We start from the raw sequence: 18,773 nt of genomic DNA, 5'->3' as shown, positions 1-18,773 counted from the left end.
TTCAGCCCTGCAACCCGCCAAAACGCCGGTAGAAGCTCTCGCCGGCCTCCGGCAGCGGACCGTCGGCGGTTTCCAGCACCTGGTTCAGCCACTGCTCGGCCGGCGCGCAGATCAGCCGGTAGATGTTGCGGCACAGCTGGCGCGCGGCGCGGCCTTCCCAGTCGCCGGGGAGCAGTTCGTCGGGCAGCTGCGGGTCGCGCAGCAGCAGCTTGCGGTATTCGTGGATCAACAGGGTGCGGGCGAGGAAGCAGTCCTGCGGCTCGAGCCGCTCCTGCTCGCGCAGCGCCTGCCACAGCGGGCGGAACAGCTGGATGAACTCGCTGTAGTGCTGGCCGAGCACGTCGATCTTCCAGCTCTCCTTGACCTGCAGGCGCAGCGCCCGCGAGGCCAGCACCTCCTGGGCGGTGGTCTCGAACAGGATGGTGTCGTCCAGCGCCTCCAGTTCCTGCAGGGTCGCCGCCACGTCGGCGCGGTCGCAGCGCGGGCTGGCCAGCACGGTCGGCGCCAGCGCGCCGAAGCCCTGCCACTCCAGCTCCTCGCGCACCTGCTTGCGCTTGTCCGCCTCCAGCTGCGACAGCACCGCCAGGCACCAGGCGCCGTCCCAGGCCGGCACGCTACTGCTGTAGACCCGCTTGAAGGCCTTCTCGAAGCGCCGCCGGCCGGGACCGGTCAGGCTGTAGTAGCTGCGCCGGCCGACCTTGTCGGCCTTCAGCCAGCCGTCCTTGGTCAGGCGGAACACCGAGGTGCGGATCAGCCGCTGGTTGATGCCCATCGGCTCGAGCAGCTGGATCAGGCTGCCCAGCCACACGGCGCCGCCATGCGGCTCGATGGCGTCGCCGTAGACGGTGACGATCAGCGAGCTGGCGCGGATGGGGGTCTGCTGCTGGAAGCGCTGGATCAGGTTTGCCAGAGGAGCGAGGGAAGTCATGGATACGGGATTGGCCGGAAAATCGCGACTATACCTAGGGGATCGGGCGTAAGGCTACCGTCCTACCGTGCCACTCGGGCATTCGGCCGACGCGCCGCGCATGGCACTGGCAGACAAGTGCTTGGCAGGCACAGCCATGCAGGTCGACGGCAGCCCCGGCAGACTCGGGGACGCCAACCGCTGCGCTCGCCATCGCGGCCCAATACCCAGAACAAGGGAGCCATCCCATGCGAATAACACACCTCCTTGCACGCACCACGCTGGCCCTCGGCATCGCCCTGGCCGGTGCGGCCCAGGCCGAGCTGCCGGTGGAAAAGGAAGGCCAGGTCACCCTGCCCTTCCCGCCGGAGCCGCACCGCGCCTACATCGTCGACGTCGAGTTCACCAACATGATCGCTACCCGCGTGGTGGTGGTCGATCCGGACGCCAAGCGCATGCTCGGCATGCTCAGCACCGGCGGCATGGCGCCGATGGTGCCGGCGCACGACCAGAAGACCCTCTACACTGCCGACACCTACTGGTCGCGCTACGTGCGCGGCACCCGTACCGACATGCTGACCGCCTGGGACAGCTCGACCCTGTCGCCGCTGTGGGAGGTGGAGATTCCGCCCAAGCGCACCAACAGCATCACCGAGCGCTACGCGCTGAACACCAGCAGCGATGACCGCTTCGTCTACATCTACAACTTCACCCCGTCGACCTCGGTCACCGTGGTCGATGCCAAGGCACGCAAGACGGTCAACGAGATCGCCATCGGCGGCTGCATCCTCAACTACCCGGTGGGCGCGCGGCGCTTCGCCTCGCTGTGCGGCGACGGCAGCCTGCAGGTGGTCACCCTCAACGACGAGGGCAAGGAGATCGGCCGCCACCAGACGCCGATGTTCGACCCCAACCAGGTCAAGATGGTCGAGCGCGCGGTGGCCAAGGGCGACGTCTACTACTTCACCACCACCGAAGGCGAGATCCATCCGGTCGACCTGTCCGGCGACAAGCCGAAGTTCCTGCCGACCTGGTCGCTGGTCAGCGCGGAAGAGAAGAAGGCCGGCTGGGCCCCCGGCGGCTGGCAGACCATGGCGCTGGCGCCCAAGCTCGACCGCCTGTACGTGCTGATGCACCCGGACCATAAGCCGCTCAACTGGGAAGACCCGAGCAACACCGTGTGGGTCTTCGACCTGAAGACCGGCAAGAAGATCGGTACCCTGGAAGCGCCCGGCCTGATGTGGAGCCTGCACGCCACCAGCGACGACAAGCCGCTGCTGCTGGCCAGCACCGTCACCGGCGACCTCGAGGTGTTCGACCTGAACAGCGGCAAGCACACCGGCACCATGACCGGGATCGCCAAGACGCCGACCCTGGTGCAGAGCCACTGAGGAGGTTGCCATGCCACTCGATCCGATCCTGATCTACGCCTGTGCCCTGGCGCTGGCGGCGATCCTGGCGACCGCGGCGACCCACAAGCTGCGCGCGCCGCGCTGGTTCGCCGCGCAGCTGGAGGCCTACGCCCTGCTGCCGACGGCGCTGATCAGGCCGGCCGCGCGCGCCCTGCCGCTGCTCGAGGGCGCCGTCGCCCTCGGCCTGCTGCTGCCGTTCAGCCGTGGCGGCGCGGCAGTGGCCGCCGGCGCGCTGATGGCGCTCTACGCCGGCGCCATCGCCGTCAACCTGTGGCGCGGCCGCCGCGACATCGACTGCGGCTGCGCCGGCCCCGGCGAAAGCCAGCCGCTGCGCCCGCTGCTGCTGCTGCGCAACGCCGCACTGCTCGGCCTCGCCGTGCTCGCCGCACTGCCGCCGCTGGCCCGTGAACTCGGTGCCTTCGACGGCTTCGTCGCCATCGCCGCCGCCGCGGTACTCCTGCTGCTCTACGCGGCGGCCGACGGTCTGCTGACCAACGCCCCGCGCCTGCTCAAACTGACTGGAAGGTGAAACCATGGAAGCTCTGATCGTTTCCAACATCCTGCTCTGGCTGCTCCTCATCGCCCTGGCCTTCGTCCTCATGGGCCTGGTGCGCCAGATCGGCGTGCTGCACGGCCGCCTCGCGCCGGCCGGCGCACTGATGATCGACAAGGGCGTGGCGGTCAACGAACCGGCGCCCAGGGTCACCGCCGCCGACCGCAACGGCCGTCCGGTGAACTTCGGCTACCCGGCCGACAAGGGCCAGCTGCTGTTCTTCCTCGCCCCCAGCTGCCCGGTGTGCAAGTCGCTGCTGCCGGCGATCAAGGCGGTGGCCAAGGAGCGCCCCGACCTCGAGGTGATCTACGTCAGCGACGGCGAGCCGGAGGCCCAGGCCGCGCTGATCCGCGAGTTCAAGCTGGAGGACGCGCGCTACGTGGTCGGCCCGGAAGTCGGCATGACCTACCAGATCGGCAAGCTGCCCTACGCCGCGCTGATCGATGCCGCCGGCATCCTGCGCGCCAAGGGCCTGGTCAACTCCCGCGAGCACCTGGACAGCCTGTTCGAGGCCGAACGCATGGGCATCGCCTCCCTGCAGGACTACCTGCACACCCCTGCCCACGCGCACGACAGCGCCGTGAAGATCCACCAATAACAAGGTCCGAGGAGACACCCCATGAAACTGCTGGACATCCTGTTCGAACGCTCCGCCCGCCGGATCGCCGACGTCACCTCGCGCCGCCAGGCACTTTCCCGCATCGGCTCCTGGCTGGTGGCCGGCGCCGCCCTGCCGCTGCTGCTGCCCATCGACCGCGCCTCCAAGGCGCACGCCGGCGAAACCGGCAACCCCGGCGATCCGGGCGACCCGAACAGCTGCGACTACTGGCGCTACTGCTCGGTGGACGGCTTCCTGTGCAACTGCTGCGGCGGCACCGCCACCAAGTGCCCGCCCGGCACCGAAGTCTCCCAGGTGACCTGGATCGGCACCTGCCGCAACCCGGCCGACGGCAAGAACTACATCATTTCCTACAACGACTGCTGCGGTAAGCAGGCCTGCGGCCAGTGCGCCTGTACCCGCAACGACAGCGAGGAGCCGATGTACCGGCCGTTCAACAACAACGACGTCAACTGGTGCCTGGGCGCCAAGTCCAACAGCGTCTACAACTGCACCATCTCGGTGATCCGCGGCGTCGCCCAGTGAAGGAGAGAGCCGTCATGCGCCTGCTGATCCTCGCCGGACTGGCCACCGCACTGTCCGCCGTACTGGCGGCTCCCCCGGCCCTGGCCCGCGCCTTCCCCGATCCGCACCAGAAGCCGGCGCCGGGCAACGAGGCGCCACAGACGCCCATCGCCCAGGCCGGCTACAGCGTGGCCACCAACTACCAGCTGCAGTGCGCCGGCTGCCACCTGGGCAGCGGCGAGGGCTCGGCGCGCAACGACACGCCGAAGATGAGCGGTTTCGTCGGCAACTTCCTGCGCGTCGAGGGCGGCCGCGAGTTCCTCGTCCGCGTCCCGGGCGTGGCCCAGGCCGCGCTCAGTGACGCGCAGATCGCCGAACTGCTCAACTGGATCCTCGATCCGCAGCACGGCATGGCCGGCGCCAGCACCCCGGCCGGCTTCCAGCCGTACACCGCCGAGGAAGTCGCCCGGGTACGCCACAACGCCCTGCTCAACCTGCCCGGCACCCGCGCCGGGCTGATCGCGCGGATGCGCGCGCAGGGCATCGCCATCGACGACGGCATGGGCCAGCCCTGACCGCCAAGGGCCGATGCGCGGGCCGGCAGCGATGCCGGCCCGTTTCTTTTCCGGCCAGCCGCCCGCCCTGCCCGCCAGCCCCCAGAACGCCCCCTGCCCCACGCCCGGGTACCCGCCTGGCGCCCCCGACATGCCCGAATCCCGCAAGCCGCGCAGCCGTTGCGCGTCAGCGAAAGCGACTCCTGCACCGACGTGCAGACGCAAGAAGGCCGCTCCCCACCGGAGCGGAGAGCGGCCTCGTCTGTCAGCCGAATAGCGCTTAGCGGGTGAACACCTGGGTGGTGGCGATGGCCATGTCGCCGCCGGGCAGCTCGATCTTGCCGACAGGCTCCAGGCTGTCGGCGTCGAACACCGCCAGCTCGTTGTAGGTGCCGCCCAGGTAGACCTTGCTGCCAGCCTTGTTCAGCGCGATGCAGTAGTAGGAATGATCGAGCTTCGCCGTCTTCAGCAGCTTCTGCTCCCTGATGTCGTACTTGGCCAGACGGTTGAGCACGCCGAACATCAGGTTCGGGTCCTTGGGCGAGCGCATGCCGGTGAAGTAGATCTCGGTGAGCGGCGCGAAGTCCTGCACCGTGGTCTTGCCGGTCTTCAGGTCGATGCTGAAGTAGCCGTAGACGAAGTCGGCGGTCGCCAGGTCCTGCTTGTCGTCCTTGAACTTGGCCGCGGTGTAGAGCATCGAGAAGTCGCCCAAGTGGGTCTGCTGCGGCCAGGCGTAGAGCACGTCCGGCGGGCTGTACAGCGGCCGCTGCCAGTTGCGGCTGGCCAGCGCCACCTCGTACTTGCCGGTCTGCACGTCGAGCTTGTAGACGTCGGCGCCGGCCATGTACAGGCTGCCGTCGGCACCGGCCTGCATGATGCTGATCTGCCGCGGCACCTCGAAGCTGCGCACGGGCTTGGCGTCGAGGCCGGCGTCGGTGGCGTAGACCTGCAGGCGCGGCGCCTTGACCACGTAGTGGTCGCTCTTGCGCTCGGTCGGGTTGGCGACGCTGTAGATCTCCTTGCCGTCCGGACTCAGGGCGATGGAGAACAGCGCCTTGGCCTTCTCGGTCGGCCCCTGCGCCAGGCGCGCGTGGAACACCGTCCTGCAGCTGTCCAGGTCGATGCCGTAGAGGTCGCCGTAGTGGTTGTTGAGCACGTAGGCGGTCTTGCGGTCGGGGCCGATCTGCGTGGTGCCCGGGCCGTAGGCGTCGGGCATCTGGCAGGTCTTGTAGACCTTGTCGCTGGCCAGGTCGACCACGTGCAGGTTGTTCGGGTAGTTGGTGGCGATCAGGTATTCGTGGCCGGGCTTGAGCGCCGGGCCGGCCTCGCCGGCGGCGTGCGCCGGCAGGCCCAGTACGACGCCGGCGATGGCGGCCGCCAGGCCGCTGATGGTGTGCAGCTTCATGTCGGTTCCCCTGTTGGTCTGCGGCCGTTCACTGGTCTTTCGGGAATACGGTGCCGAGGTTGCGCCAGTCCTCGGCCGAGGCCTGCGCGTCCTTGTTCCAGTCCGGGTAGGTGCTCATCATGTCCGGCACCTGGGCCGGCCACCAGCAGGGGTCGGAGCAGCCGTACAGGTCGGACTCCATCGGCTGGCACAGCGAGGCGACGCCGCCGAAGGCGTCGATCTCCCAGCCCGGGTCGGTGGTGGCGGTGCAGCCGGCCACGGCACTCATGGCGATGACTTCCTCGACGCGATCCTCCGCGGCGGCCTGGTCGAGCAGCTGGGCTTTCTGGTTGAGCGGCTTGAGATGTTTCATGTCAGTGGGCCTTTCTCGGTGCGATGAAGCGGCTGAAGAAGGCTGGGTTCTCGGCCATGATCCGGTGGTAGACCTCGATGCCGAAGTCGACCCAGTCGCGCATCAGTTCGCAGTAGTGATAGGTGGGGTGGGCCGGGTCGCCGTAGCGGGCGTAGCTCTCGTGGTAGCAGCCGCCCGAGCACAGGTTGCGGATGCGGCAGCTGTCGCAGCCGGTGCCGCTGCGGTCCAGGCGCTGGGAGAGGAAGTCGTTGAGCTCGGCCTGCTTCACCCCCTCGCGCACGTTGCCGAAGGTCGGCAGGCTCGAGCCGGTGAAGCGGTGGCAGAGGTTCAGCTCGCCCTGGTGGTCGACCGCCAGCATCTTCAGCCCGGCGCCGCACGGCAGGGCCTTCTTCTGCCCCTCGTGAATGTCGGTGAGCAGCTGGTGCAGGTTGGAGAAGCCGATGTTGCGCCCGACCAGCGCCTCGGCGAGGTAATGGCGGCCGAGCGCCTTCATGTTGGCGAACACCGCAGCCAGCTCTTCGCCGCTCAGGTTGTAGTCGCTGACATCGCCGGAGGTGACCGGGGCGAAGCCGACCTCGGCGAAGCCCAGCTCGTTGAACAGGTGGTTCCAGATCGTCTCGACGTCGGTGATGCCGCGGGTCAGGGTCACCCGCGCACCCACCGGGCGGCTGTCGTAGCGCGCCAGCAGCATGTCCACCTTCTTCCTCACCACGTCGTAGGTGCCCTGGCCGCCCACGGTGATGCGGTTGCGGTCGTGCACCGTCTTCGGCCCGTCGATGCTCACCGACAGGCCGAAGCGATGGGCGTTCAGCCAGTCGACGATCTCCTCGGTGAGGAGGGTGGCGTTGGTGGTCATCACGAAGTCGACCGCCTTGCCCGCCGCCGCGAAGCGCGCCTCGCACCAGTCCACCATCGCCTCGATCAGCGGCCGGTTGGACAGCGGCTCGCCGCCGAAGAACACCACGGTGTAGCGCGCCTCGTCCGGCGACTCCCTGAGCAGCATCTCCACCGACGCCTGGGCGGTGTCGAGCTGCATCTTCCTGCCGGCCGACGGCTTGTCGAGGTCTTCCTTGTAGCAGTAGGTGCAGCTCAGGTTGCAGCCGGTGTTGACGTTGAGCACCACGGTGTTCAGCGCGGTGCGCTCGACCCGGCGCACGGCGATCTCCGGGGTCAGCGGCGAGCCGTCGCTGACCAGCTCCAGCGCGATCAGCTCGCGCAGGGTCTCGTCGATCTCGCTACCCGCGAAGCGCCCGGCCAGGCGCTGCGCCAGCGCCTCGGGCGAGCAGCCTTCATGGCGCAACGCGTCGATGATGCCGCCGGTCAATTCATCGGCGGCGAACAGCGAGCTGCTCGGGATATGGAACAGCAGACGGTCGGCGTTGACCTGCACCTCGTGCAGGTTGCGCTCGACCAGATTCAAGATTGCGCCCATGGCGACCTCCCGGAATTCATGCTCATCGTGGAATCGCATCTGGGCGAGCCAGGCTCGCCCGAGTCACGGTCGGTTACGGCAGCGGCGGGTTGTTCCAGCGCTGCACGGTGACGATCATCTGGCCCTCGCCCTCGAGCGGCTTGCCGCCGTCGTCGACCTGGGCGATCACCTTGAGATTGCCGGCGTTGTTGGTGGACATCTTGCGCGCCGGGTTGGGGCCGGCGTCGCCCGGCACGAACACGCCGTCGGCCTGCATGCGCCCGGCGTACTTGACGTCCTCGTCCTCCTCGGCCTGCTCGTTGAACGCTGCCACCGACCACTGCGCCGGCAGGTAGCCGATACGGAAGGCCTGGCCGGCGGCGTCCTGGCCCCAGGCCTCGGCGTCGAAGCGGCCCTGCACCTTGGGCGTCGAGCCGCCGTTGTCGCCGATGCGGGCGACCGAGAAGGCCGGCACCACCTTGACCTCGCTGACCGACTGGTACACCGCCAGGTTCACGCCCTCGAGCGAACCCAGCGCGACCTTGCGGCTGCCGGCGGCGGCATCGGCCGCGGCCCTGACCCTGACGCGCATCCGCTCGGGGCTCTGCTCCAGCACCTTGACCACCGCGACGCCCGGGCCGAAGTCCGGCTTGCCGGAAAGGTCGCTGCCCACCAGGGTCAGCTCGGCCTCGCTGCCCGCCTTCAGGTAGCCCGGCTGCACGGCGAGCAGCCGCGGCGTGCCGGCCTTGGCGGCGACGAAGTCGAGGCCGCGCTCGTCGTGCTCGCTCTCGAACATGCGCCCGCGCATCTCGCCGTCCAGTGCGCTGAACACCTGGCGCATGGCCACGCCGTCGACCTCGAGGGTGCCGCGCCACTCGTAGCCGTTGTAGAGGATCGCCGAGCCGCTGCCCTTGAGCGGCTTGCCGTCGGCGTACTGGCCCTCGAGGCTGACCTTGAAGCTGTCGCCCTCGGCGGCGCTCACCGTCATCACTCCGCGCACGTCGCCGCGGGCCGGCAGGTGGCCGCTGAAGCTCCACTGTCCCGGCAGTGCCGCGGCGCCCGGTCTGGCCTTCTGCCACTCGCTCCACGCCGGGTTGTCCAGCGGATATTTGCTGGCCAGCGCCGGCACCATCTCCTTGAGGGCGATCGGCAGCCAGTCGCGGTCGCGCGACTGCGCCTGGTACTCCAGCGACGGCCACTGGCCGAGGTGGAAGTTGACCAGGTGCTCCCATTCCTTGGCCGGGCGGCGCTGCAGGGCCACCCGTGCGCCGGAGTGGCAGCGCGCGCACATCTGGGCAAACTGGTCGTCGAACTGCTCCACCGTGTTGAGGCGGCGCTCCATGGCGTAGCGCACGCCCTCGGTCTCGCTGGGCGCCAGGCCCTGGCGGTCGGCCAGGTACTTGACCAGGGTGCGGCGGTCGGCGTCGTCGATCTGCACGCCGTGCATCACCTGCATGCGCGCGATGCTCATCAGCCAGCCTTCCGGCGTCTTGCGCTGGTGGCTGATGCGGCTGAACTGCTGGTCGCCTTCCCTGGCGTGGCAGGCCGCGCAGGTCTCGCCCAGGATCTGCTCGCCGGTGCGCCCGGCGGCTAGCGCCGGCTGCGCCAGACTGGCGGCGGCCGCGGCCAGGCTGGCGGCCCCGACGTAGTAGCGGAGTCTTGTCATCATGGATATCGGCTCTCCTCGCTGTTGTTCTGATCGGCACCGCGGCACGGCGGATGCGCCCCTGCGACGGACCGATACACATTGCGTGCCATTCATCGGAAAGCCTTTTTAAAACAACGGGATGGCGTCTTTTTTCGGCCTCCTGGCGAGGCCGGGGAAACAGCCGCGGCGTCACATTTCGAGACAGCGGTTGCAAACTGAGACAGCCGCGCGACGCCCGGCAGCAGGGCCGGCGGCGACTGTCGCAACGCCGTGGCGCGGCGTCTCAAACTGCGACAGACGGATGCCCCGCTGCCGCCGTAATCCTGAAAAAATCCCATTTATTTCAGTTACTTAAGTTAAACAAGCGAGTTGGCACGGCGGTTGTACCGGGATGGGCAAACAACCCGAGAGGTCCCCCCATGTCCGCTTCCCTGCCCATCCATCCCCGTACCCGCGAATTCCTCGACCGCCCGCAGCGGATGCTGATCGGCGCCGAATGGGTCGACGCCATCGCCGGCGCGCGCATGCCGGTGTACAACCCGGCCAGCGGCGAGCCGCTGTGCCAGGTGCCGGCGGGCGGCGCCGAGGACATCGAGCTGGCCGTGCAGGCCGCCCGCCGCGCCTTCGACGACTCGCCGTGGAGCCGCATGCGCCCGCGCGAGCGGCAGAACCTGCTGTGGCGCCTGGCCGAGCTGATGGAGCGCGACGCCCAGGTACTCGCCGAGCTGGAGTGCCTGAACAACGGCAAGAGCGCCGCGGTGGCGCGGGTGATGGACGTGCAGCTGGCCATCGACTTCCTGCGCTACATGGCCGGCTGGGCGACCAAGATCGAGGGCAGCACCGTCGACGTGTCGATGCCGCTGATGCCCGATGACCAGTTCCACGGCTACATCCGCCGCGAGGCGGTCGGCGTGGTCGGCGCCATAGTCGCGTGGAACTTCCCGCTGCTCTTGGCCTGCTGGAAGCTCGGCCCGGCGCTGGCCACCGGCTGCACCGTGGTGCTCAAGCCGGCCGACGAGACGCCGCTGTCGGCCTTCAAGCTGGCCGAACTGGTGCTCGAGGCCGGCTACCCGGAGGGCGTGTTCAACGTGGTCAGCGGCACGGGGGCGCAGGCCGGCGCCGCGCTGACCCGCCACCCGGGCGTCGACAAGCTGACCTTCACCGGCTCCACCGAGGTCGGCAAGCAGATCGGCAAGGCCGCCATGGACTCCATGACCCGGGTGACCCTGGAGCTGGGCGGCAAGTCGCCGACCATCGTGCTGGCCGACGCCGACCTGCAGCAGGCCGCCGCCGGCGCCGCCGGGGCGATCTTCTTCAACCAGGGCCAGGTGTGCTGCGCCGGCTCGCGCCTGTACGTGCAGCGCAAGCACTTCGACAACGTGGTGGCCGACATCGCCGGCATCGCCAACGGCATGAAGCTCGGCAACGGCCTGGACGCCAGCGTCGACATGGGCCCGCTGATCTCGGCGCGCCAGCAGCAGCGCGTGCACGACTACATCCAGCTCGGCCGCGAGCTGGGCGCCACCGTCGCCTGCGGCGGCGAGCGCTTCGGCCCCGGCTTCTTCGTGCAGCCGACGGTGATCGTCGACGTCGACCAGCAGCACCGCCTGGTGCAGGAGGAGATCTTCGGCCCGGTGCTGGTGGCGATGCCCTTCGACGAGATCGACGAGGTGGTCAAGCTGGCCAATGACAACCCCTACGGCCTGGGCGCCAGCATCTGGTCCAACGACCTGGCCGCCGTGCACCGCCTGGTGCCGCGCATCAAGTCCGGCTCGGTGTGGGTCAACTGCCACAGCGCCCTCGACCCGGCGCTGCCGTTCGGCGGCTACAAGATGTCCGGCCTCGGCCGCGAGATGGGCGCGGCGGCCATCGAGCACTACACCGAGCTGAAGTCGGTGCTGATGCGCCTGTGAATCCCTCGGCGGCCGGCACCCGACCGGCCGCTCCATCGACCAAATGGAGTTGCCCATGCAGCGAACCATCCATCGCGCGCCACGCGCACCCCTGGCCGTGGCGCTGGCGAGCGCCGTCGCCGCCCTGGCCGCCGTCCCGGCCAGCGCCTACGAGCTGTACAACCGGGACGGCAGCGTACTCAACGCCGACCTCGAGGCGGTGTTCGGCCTGATGCACAGCGAGGAGAGCTACGAGCTCGGCTTCGGCAACCGCAGCGCCGGCAGCTCGAGCTGGCGCGAGGGCTACGTCAAGTACGGCCTGAGCGGCAGCCAGGCCCTGGGCGGCGCCGGCAGCCTGTACGGCGCGCTCAACCTGCTCAGCTCCGGCACCTGGGGCGACGGCGACGCCGCCGGCTTCACCCTGGGCAGCGAGCGCATGACCGACGTCGAGGACGCCTACCTGGGCTGGCGCTCCGGCGACCTGTTCCCGGCGCTAGGCGAGAACGGCGTGGACCTCTCCTTCGGCCGGCAGAACCTCAGCGTCGGCGACGGCTTCCTGGTCAACGGCGACTCGCTGAACTTCGGCGACGTCGACCTCGGCGCCGACTACGACCGCGGCGGCGCCTACTACCTGGCGGCGCGCAAGGCCTTCGACCAGACCGCCGTGCTGCGCCTGGGCGGCGAGCAGGGCCTGCGCGGCGACCTGATCTGGCTGAAATCCGACAACCGCGCCCAGGCCGAGACCGAGCTGGCCATCGCCACCTTCGAGCACGTCGCCGAAGCGGGCACCCTGGGGCTGACCTGGATCCGCGGCCTCGACGTCAACGAGCGTTTCGCCAGTGCAGCCCAGGCCGAGCGCGACGGCATGGACACCGTCAGCCTGCGCGGCGCGGGCGGGCTGGGCGTGGAGAACCTCAACCTGGCCTTCGAGTACGCCAGCCAGGACAAGGACAGCGGCACCGAGAACGCCTGGTACCTGGAAGGCAGCTGGACCTTCGCCGCCCTGCCCTGGACACCGACTGCCACCTACCGCTACAGCCGCTTCTCCGAGGCCTTCGACCCGCTGTTCTACGGCCTGAGCCGCGGCTACGGCACCTGGTTCCAGGGCGAGGTGGCGGCCAACTACGCCGGCCCGTTCAACAGCAACTCCCGCGTCCACCACCTCGGCCTCAAGGCCACGCCCGTGGAGAACCTGACCGTCGGTGCGCTGTACTTCGACTTCGACACCCTCGACACCGACCTCGGCAACCTCGGCGGCCGCGAGCTGGACCTGTACATCGAGTGGATGGTCAACGACCACCTGCTGATCAGCCCGGTGCTGGGCCTCTACCGGCCCGAGCGCAGCGCCGCCGAGGGCGGCACCCAGCTCGGCGGCGACGACACCAACCTGTACAGCCAGCTGGTCTTCGCCACCTTCTTCTGACCGGTCACCCTCCCTGGCCGGACCGCCCGGGGCAACGGGCGGCCCGGCATTTTTTTGCCGACGGCATAAGAAGACTCGCGCGGCGATCCTCTACCGCCGCTGCGGGTGCAAGCTGCCCGGTGGGCAATCGCTGCGCGAGTTGCCCATACGCCCCCGCCCTACGCCCCCGAATAGCCCTGACTGTGCAACCAGCCACGCAGCATCGCCTGCTGCGGCGCAGGCAGGTCGGCAGCCATCTGGGCGAGCGGCTCGCCGGCCTGCAGGCGGCGCAGGCGCGGCGCCAGCTCGATGCCCTGCAGGTGCCAGATGCCCAGCGGCTGGTCGGCGCTGACCACCACCTCGGCCTCGGCCACCAGGTTGTCGCGCAGCACCGGCGCGCGTTCCACCCTGAGGCTGGCAAAGTCGGCCGGCGCGTGCAGCGGTTCCCTGTCCGGCCAGTTGGACCGCGCCGCCCAGAACGGCTGCTCCGTCCAACGTTCTTCGAGTGCATAGAAGTCGCGGCCGGTGCGGGCGAAGCGCTGGAACAGCTGCTCGACGCGGCGCTGGTGGAAGGCCAGCGCCAGCCCGGCGCGCTCGGGACGGGTGAGCAGGGTGTTGATCACCGCCGGCGCCTGCAGCGCCGAGGACAGCGCCTGGAAGATGCCGTTGCCGGACAGCGGATCGACCGCCATCGCCGCATCGCCGACCCGCAGCCAGTTGGCGCCGCCGGTCTCCAGGGCGAGGATCGCCGTGCTGCTGCGCGCGTGCAGGGCGGCCGGCTGCAGCGCCTCGGCGCCGAACAGCTCGGCGACCCGCACCGACTGCGCCCGGCGCTGCGCGCACCATTGCGGCAGGGCATCGCGCGCCGGCAGCGCACCGCTGGCCGCGCCCAGGGTGATCTGCCAGTAGCAGCGGCCGTCGGCCAGACGCGCCATCCACGCCCAGCCGTCCGGCAGGCTCTCCACCGCTGAGCCGCCGCGCCCCGGTTCCTCCTGCCACTGGTTGAGCAGGCTGACCGTCTCCGGGCCGCGCTGGCGGCGGCTGCCGAGCGGCGCCTGGCGGCCGCGCGCCTCGACCAGGAACTGCGCCTGCAGTTGCTGCTCGCCGCCGCTGCCTTCCAGCAGCAGGCGGTGGCCGCTCGCGTCGCTGTGCAGCTCGCGCACCCGAGCCTCGAACAGCGGCACGCCGGCCGCGCGCAGGTCCTCGCGCAGCGCGGCGTCGAAGCGCGGGCGGTCGAGGAGGAATTCCTGGTTGAGCGCGCTCTCCGTACCGTTCCACAGCACCCGCCGCGGCGAGGCCAGGTCGGCGCAGGCCAGCGCGTGCTGCAGGCCGGCCTGGCGCAGGCCGTCGAGCACCCGTGCCGAGACGCCCTCCACCGCGGCGAAGCGCCGCCACTCGCCGATCACGCACACCTCGAAGCCGAGGCGGCGCAGGCCGATGGCCACCGCCACGCCGGCCGGGCCGGCGCCGAGCACCGCGATGGTCGTTGAATTCATGCTGGCCTCCCGCGCCGCTCCGGGCCGACGAACGCCGCGCCGCCGCGCAGATGATCGAGCAGCGCCGCGCGGTCGCTGCCCGGATGGGCGTGCAGGTAGCGGGCGATCTGCCCGCTGAAGTTGGCGCAGGCCAGGCTGGCACCGGCCAGGCCGCCGGCGCTCACCGGCGCGCCGAAGTCGGCCTGGGCACTGCCCAGCCAGGACCACTGCCCCGGCGCGCAGCGTGCATCGCCGCTGATGCGCAGCACGCCCGGGTAGCTGGCCGGATACACCGCCTCGCCCTGTGCCGGACTGGCCGCGCACAGCACCACCCCGGCGGCCAGCGCGCGCTCGCAGGCTTCGCGCAGCAGCGGGCGGTCGTGGCGCAGACCGAGGCTGAGGTTGATCAGCGCCACGCCCTGCTCGACCAGCCAGTGCACCGCGGCGGCGACCTGCAGCGGGCTGGTCTGCCAGCGCTCGGCGAATACCTGGGCGACACAGCCGCGCACCACGCCCGGTTGCAGCGCCAGCGCCTCGACCACCGCCGTGCCGTGGCCAAGGCGGTCGGCCTGTGCCGGCTCCTCGCGCAGCGTTTCGCCGTCCAAACGGAAGGCCCGTGCGGCGTGCACCAAGGCGGCCTGGTGCGGCGCGTGGCCGCTGTCGACTACACCAACCAGCAACTCAGGTTTCATGGTCCAGCTCCTTCGCGCTGCGCGCCTGCAACTGGCCGTCGACCAGCTCGAGGCGCAGGTCGACTTCGGCCAGGGTCGAGGCGCGGTGGCTGATCAGGATGCGCGTGCGCCCGGCGAACAGCTGGTCGATGGAGGCGATCACCTCGCGCTCGGTGGCCTCGTCGACCGCCGAGGTGGCCTCGTCGAGGACCAGGATGCGCGACTGCTGGAGCAGCGCGCGGGCGATGGCGATGCGCTGCTTCTGGCCGCCGGAGAGCTGCTGGCCGCGCTCGCCGAGCGGGCTGTCGAGGCCCTGCGGCAGGCTGGCGAGCAGCTCGTCGAGGCGCGCCAGCTGCGCCACCTGCTCGATCTCGGCGCGACTGGCCTGCGGCGCGGCGTAGGCCAGGTTGTCGGCCAGGCTGCCGCGAAACAGCACGATGTCCTGGCTGACCACGGCGATGGCGCGGCGCAGCTCGGCCAGATCCAGCTCGCGCAGGTCGACGCCGTCGAGCCGGATGCGGCCGCGCTCGGGGTCGTGGAAGCGCTGCAGCAGGTCGATCAGGGTCGACTTGCCGACCCCGGAGGGGCCGCTGAGCGCCACCTTCAGCCCGCCGGGCAGGCAGGCGCTGGCGCCGCGCAGCACGGCGTCCTGGCGGCCGTCGTGACGGAACCACAGCGCTTCCAGGCGCAGCTCGCCGGGGCCTGCGGGCAACGGCCGCGGCGTGGCCGGCGCGAGGATGACCGAGGGTTCGGCGCGCAGCTCCATGACCCGGCCGAGGCTGACGGTCATCCGCTGCAGGGCGACGTACAGGCCGAGCAGGCTCTGCACCGGGCCCACCGCCATGCCCAGGTAGGTGGAGAAGGCGATCAGCGCGCCGAGCTGCCAGGTGCCCTGCACCACCCAGTAGCCGCCGACGATGAAGGCCGCGGCACGCGACAGCGAGGTCAGGGTGCCGGGCACCGCGTGGGTGAAGAATTCGATGACCTGCAGGCGCAGCAGCTGGCTCATGTAGCCCGCACCGAGACGTTCCAGGCGCTGCGCCTCGCGCTCCTGCTGGCCGGCGGCCTGGATGAACTTCATCGCCGGCAGGGTCTCGACCAGGAACGAGGAGACGTCCGCCGAACGCTCGCGCAGCGCGCGGCTATGCCGCTCGACCTTGCGCCGCATCCAGCGCAGCCAGAGCACCTCCAGCGGCACCAGTACGGCGAGCAGCAGCGACAGCTGCCAGGACAACGCCAGCATCAGCGCCACCGCCCCACACAGGCCGATAACGCTGGACAGCGCGGAGAACAGCGCATCGACGGCGAAGCGCTGGATCTCGGCGACGTCGCCGTCGAGGCGCGACAGCAGGTCGCCGATCCGCCGCCTGGCGTAGAAGGTCGGCGGCAGGCCCTGCAGGTGGCGGTACAGGGCGTCGCGCAGGGCGAACAGGATGCGTCCGGACAGCCGGGTGTGCAGGTAGCGATTGATCCCGCCGAGCAGGGTGCCGAGCACGCCGACGCCGATCATCGCCAGCGCCACCTGCAGCAGGCGGTCGAAGTCGCGCGCCAGCAGGCCCTCGTCGATCAGCGTCTTGGTCAGCCAGGGCTGCGCCAGCACCAGCAGCGAAGCGCACAGCGACAGGCCGAGCAGGCCGGCGATGGCCCGCCCGTGCGGACGCACGAAGGAAAACAGCCAGCGCAGCGAACGCTCCAGCAGCGCGCGGTCGGGGCTGTCGATCAGGCGGACCAGCAGACTCAGCATGCCGGTCCGCCGCGCAGCTGCTTGAGCTTGCGGTACAGGGTCGCCCGGCTGATGCCCAGCGCCTCGGCTGCGGCGGAGACGTTGCCCTGGTGACGGTCGAGGGTGTCGCGGATCAGTTTCAGCTCGTTCTCGCGGATGCTGCTGGCCTGGCGGGTGCTGGCGGTCAGCTCGTCGAGCAGGCTGTCGCTCAGGTGGTCGAGGCCGAGCAGGCTCTCGTCGCCCTCGCGCATGGCCAGCGCGGCGCGCAGCACCATCTCCAGCTGGCGGATGTTGCCCGGCCAGTCGTACTGCTCGAACAGTTCGGTGAGGTCGGCGTCCAGGCGCACCTGCGGCGCGCCGAGCTTGGCCAGCAGGCGTTCGATCAGCGCGGCGAGGTCGTCGCGCTCGCGCAGCGCCGGCAGGCGCAGGCTGATGCCGTTGATGCGGTAGTAGAGGTCCTCGCGGAAGCCCTTGTCCTGCACCTGGGTGCGCAGGTCGCGGTGGGTGGCGCAGACGATCGCCACGTCGATGTCCTGCTCGGCGCCGCCGCCCAGCGGCAGCACCTTGCGCTCCTGCAGCACGCGCAAGAGGCGCGCCTGCAGGGCCAGCGGCATGTCGCCGATCTCGTCGAGGAACAGGGTGCCGCCGTGGGCCTGCTGCAGGCGGCCGACCATGCCGCCGCGGCGCGAGCCGGTGAAGGCGCCCTCGCGGTAGCCGAACAGCTCGGACTCGATCAGCCCCTCGGGGATGGCCGCGCAGTTGACCGCGACGAACGGCTTGTCGGCCCGTGCACTGGCCTGGTGCAGCGCCTGGGCGACCACCTCCTTGCCGGTGCCGGTTTCGCCCAGCAGCAGCACCGGCAGGCCGCCGGCCAGGCCCTGGCGGGCCATGCGCAGGGCGCGGGCCAGGCGCGGATCGTCGCCGGCCAGGGCTTCCAGGCAGCCGGTGCGCGCCGGCGTCGGCCGCGCCGCCGACCACAGGCCGGCGCCCGCGGCCGCCGGCAGCTGCAGGGTGCGGCAGCAGAACTCGCCGCGCGCGGTCTGCACGCTGAGCGGGGCGCCCTGCTGCAGGCGGCGCAGCAGGTGCTGGCTGTCGCCGCCGAGCAGCTCGGCGCAGCGCCGGCCGAGCAGCAGCTCGCGCGGCAGCTCGAGCAGCGCACAGGCCTGGTCGTTGGCGGCCAGCAGCGTGCCGTCGAGGTCGAGGGCCAGCAGGCCCTGCCAGGGCGAGTCGAGGTACTGGCGGCGGCAGTGGAAGGCCATCACCAGTTGCTCGGGATGCAGGCTGGCGAACAGCCGGCTCTCGATCTGGCTGGCGGCCAGCATCAGGGTGGCGAGGTTGTCCTGCGGCTGCGCCATCAGGCCGACGCGGGTCAGGTCGAGCACCCCGACCACGCCACCCTGCGGGTCGCGGATCGGCACCGAGGTGCAGGAGAACTGGCTGAGGCGGTCGAGGTAGTGCTCGCCGCAGTCGATCAGCGTCGGCCGCGCCTCGACCAGCGCGGTGCCGAGGGCGTTGGTGCCGCGCAGCGCCTCGCTCCAGCAGCTGCCGACGCGCAGGTCGTGCAGGCCGAAGCGCGCCAGTTGGGCGGTCTGCCCCTCGATGGCCAGCACGCGCGCCTCGCTGTCGCCGAGGATGATCAGCCCGCTGTCGCCGAGCTGGCGGGTCAGGTAGTCAAGCTGCGGGGTCGCGGCATCCAGCAGCAGGCGATTGACGGCGAGCACCTGCTCGGCGTCGGGCGCGGCGTCGCTGGCCAGCGCCGGCTCGTCGCAGCTCACGCCGAAGTCGAGGCTGCGCCGCCAGGAGGCGTCGATCTCGGCACGCAGGACGCCTTCGGGCAGTCGCCCGCCGGACCGCAAGGTCTGGCGGATCCTGCGCGAAGCCCCGATGAAGTCTTCTGTTGTTCTTGTCGACAGGGCCATGGGTACTCCAGCGAATCACGACTCGGAAGCCCGCCCCGGCAGGCGCCGGAGTGAGTGGAAACCACCCGCCGGCGCACCAGGTGTGGCCGGGGGAAACCATCGCCCGGGGAGCGGATGGCCGTCGTTCACTGCGCCCCCGGCGCCGGCTGGGCGCAGGGGAGCGGGCGGACAGCATTGCACGGCACCCCGTTGACGTAAAGGTCAACCCGGTAGCCGTCCGGACTGCCCGAGTTGCAGCAAGTTCCGCGCCAGAGCGGCGATGCAGGGTGCGCGGAGCGGCACATCGACATTGTCTTTTATTTGATAATATTTATCATTAGATACAT

At 70.4% G+C, this 18,773-nt stretch carries 16 protein-coding genes; 7 read left to right on the top strand and 9 right to left on the bottom strand.

Translation table 11 applies throughout. The features are described from left to right. Nucleotide 1: 1 nt before the first annotated feature. Entirely contained in the window at nt 2-928 is a 927-nt protein-coding gene (gene paaX, locus SK095_RS17120) for a phenylacetic acid degradation operon negative regulatory protein PaaX (protein WP_320546936.1), read from the bottom strand. Nucleotides 929-1,155: 227 nt separating this feature from the next. Between paaX and SK095_RS17115 the strand changes: the two genes are divergently transcribed. Genes SK095_RS17115 through SK095_RS17095 form a run of 5 tightly spaced genes read left to right on the top strand, consistent with a single transcriptional unit; the run spans nt 1,156 to nt 4,570 of the window. After that, the gene (locus SK095_RS17115; RefSeq protein ID WP_136491748.1) at nt 1,156-2,298 is read left to right on the top strand and encodes an amine dehydrogenase large subunit; all 1,143 of its coding nucleotides are present in this window, start codon (nt 1,156-1,158) and stop codon (nt 2,296-2,298) included. Nucleotides 2,299-2,308: 10 nt separating this feature from the next. Next, the gene (locus tag SK095_RS17110; protein ID WP_201487723.1) at nt 2,309-2,848 is read left to right on the top strand and encodes a MauE/DoxX family redox-associated membrane protein; all 540 of its coding nucleotides are present in this window, start codon (nt 2,309-2,311) and stop codon (nt 2,846-2,848) included. Between the two features lie 4 nt (nt 2,849-2,852). Beyond that, nucleotides 2,853-3,470 (top strand): methylamine dehydrogenase accessory protein MauD, encoded by a 618-nt coding sequence (mauD, locus tag SK095_RS17105; RefSeq protein ID WP_136491525.1) that lies wholly within the window; start codon nt 2,853-2,855, stop codon nt 3,468-3,470. Nucleotides 3,471-3,491: 21 nt separating this feature from the next. Next, the gene (locus tag SK095_RS17100; protein WP_320546935.1) at nt 3,492-4,016 is read left to right on the top strand and encodes a methylamine dehydrogenase light chain; all 525 of its coding nucleotides are present in this window, start codon (nt 3,492-3,494) and stop codon (nt 4,014-4,016) included. Between the two features lie 14 nt (nt 4,017-4,030). Continuing rightward, entirely contained in the window at nt 4,031-4,570 is a 540-nt protein-coding gene (locus SK095_RS17095) for a cytochrome C (RefSeq protein ID WP_201487724.1), read from the top strand. Between the two features lie 259 nt (nt 4,571-4,829). On the opposite strand, the gene peaD is transcribed toward SK095_RS17095, so the two are convergent. The 4 genes from peaD to peaA form a co-directional block, all read right to left on the bottom strand. Beyond that, a complete protein-coding gene (gene peaD / locus SK095_RS17090) occupies nt 4,830-5,954 on the bottom strand; it encodes a quinohemoprotein amine dehydrogenase subunit beta (protein ID WP_320546934.1) in 1,125 nt (374 codons plus the stop codon). A gap of 28 nt (nt 5,955-5,982) precedes the next feature. After that, nucleotides 5,983-6,306 carry a quinohemoprotein amine dehydrogenase subunit gamma gene (qhpC, locus tag SK095_RS17085; RefSeq protein ID WP_320546933.1) on the bottom strand — a complete coding sequence of 108 codons (324 nt, stop codon included), beginning with the start codon at nt 6,304-6,306 and terminating at the stop codon, nt 5,983-5,985. 1 nt (nt 6,307) lies between these two features. Beyond that, the gene (peaB, locus tag SK095_RS17080; protein WP_320546932.1) at nt 6,308-7,738 is read right to left on the bottom strand and encodes a quinohemoprotein amine dehydrogenase maturation protein; all 1,431 of its coding nucleotides are present in this window, start codon (nt 7,736-7,738) and stop codon (nt 6,308-6,310) included. 73 nt (nt 7,739-7,811) lie between these two features. Beyond that, entirely contained in the window at nt 7,812-9,386 is a 1,575-nt protein-coding gene (peaA, locus tag SK095_RS17075; RefSeq protein ID WP_320546931.1) for a quinohemoprotein amine dehydrogenase subunit alpha, read from the bottom strand. A gap of 398 nt (nt 9,387-9,784) precedes the next feature. Here peaA and SK095_RS17070 point away from each other — a divergent pair, with 398 nt between their 5' ends. Then, complete coding sequence (locus SK095_RS17070; RefSeq protein WP_320546930.1) at nt 9,785-11,278, top strand: aldehyde dehydrogenase family protein; 1,494 nt, start codon at nt 9,785-9,787, stop codon at nt 11,276-11,278. Between the two features lie 55 nt (nt 11,279-11,333). Then, nucleotides 11,334-12,680 carry a hypothetical protein gene (locus tag SK095_RS17065; RefSeq protein WP_414153855.1) on the top strand — a complete coding sequence of 449 codons (1,347 nt, stop codon included), beginning with the start codon at nt 11,334-11,336 and terminating at the stop codon, nt 12,678-12,680. A gap of 158 nt (nt 12,681-12,838) precedes the next feature. Here SK095_RS17065 and SK095_RS17060 read toward each other — a convergent pair whose 3' ends face one another. Genes SK095_RS17060 through SK095_RS17045 form a run of 4 tightly spaced genes read right to left on the bottom strand, consistent with a single transcriptional unit; the run spans nt 12,839 to nt 18,447 of the window. Next, nucleotides 12,839-14,155 carry an NAD(P)/FAD-dependent oxidoreductase gene (locus SK095_RS17060; protein WP_320546929.1) on the bottom strand — a complete coding sequence of 439 codons (1,317 nt, stop codon included), beginning with the start codon at nt 14,153-14,155 and terminating at the stop codon, nt 12,839-12,841. Then, complete coding sequence (locus SK095_RS17055) at nt 14,152-14,826, bottom strand: S8/S53 family peptidase (protein WP_320546928.1); 675 nt, start codon at nt 14,824-14,826, stop codon at nt 14,152-14,154. The genes SK095_RS17060 and SK095_RS17055 overlap by 4 nt, the downstream gene beginning before the upstream one ends. Beyond that, nucleotides 14,816-16,549 carry an ABC transporter ATP-binding protein gene (locus SK095_RS17050; protein ID WP_320546927.1) on the bottom strand — a complete coding sequence of 578 codons (1,734 nt, stop codon included), beginning with the start codon at nt 16,547-16,549 and terminating at the stop codon, nt 14,816-14,818. Before SK095_RS17050 ends, SK095_RS17055 begins: the two co-directional genes overlap by 11 nt. Next, nucleotides 16,543-18,447, bottom strand: a complete 1,905-nt coding sequence (locus tag SK095_RS17045) for a sigma-54-dependent Fis family transcriptional regulator (protein ID WP_320546926.1) — start codon at nt 18,445-18,447, stop codon at nt 16,543-16,545. The genes SK095_RS17050 and SK095_RS17045 overlap by 7 nt, the downstream gene beginning before the upstream one ends. Between the last annotated feature and the right edge of the window lie 326 nt (nt 18,448-18,773).

This window comes from Pseudomonas sp. AN-1, from assembly GCF_034057115.1.
Classification (GTDB): Bacteria; Pseudomonadota; Gammaproteobacteria; order Pseudomonadales; family Pseudomonadaceae; genus Geopseudomonas.
This window is presented reverse-complemented; position numbering and strand designations above follow the sequence as displayed.